The sequence below is a fragment of the Photobacterium sp. R1 genome, assembly GCF_054600795.1.
The window spans coordinates 1-252 of sequence record NZ_BAAHZP010000759.1 but is presented as its reverse complement, the minus strand read 5'-3'; the positions used below and the strand labels follow the sequence as shown (position 1 = coordinate 252).

Genomic DNA, 252 nt, shown 5'->3' with positions numbered 1-252 from the left:
CAATTAAACCCTGTTTTTTTATGGGTATTGAACAATGAAAAAAATGGCTTTTGTTGCGGTCTCTCTGGTGTCTTTATTAACGGGGTGTGCCGGCCAGATGGCTGCCACTAACGCGACCATGAAATTCAATATGGATGTGGTGGATAACCGTTACGCCCGTGGCGGTCTGACCATTGCGATGGCGCCGGTTTATGCTGTGACCACAGTGGCAGATTACATGGTGTTGAACCCCATTGAGTTCTGGACCGGCGA

General features: G+C 48.8%; 1 protein-coding gene. It reads left to right on the top strand.

The window, feature by feature from the left end:
* Positions 1-34: 34 nt before the first annotated feature.
* A partial coding sequence (locus tag ACYP03_RS27115; RefSeq protein WP_459782820.1) for a DUF3332 family protein occupies positions 35-252 on the top strand: 218 nt, incomplete at its 3' end.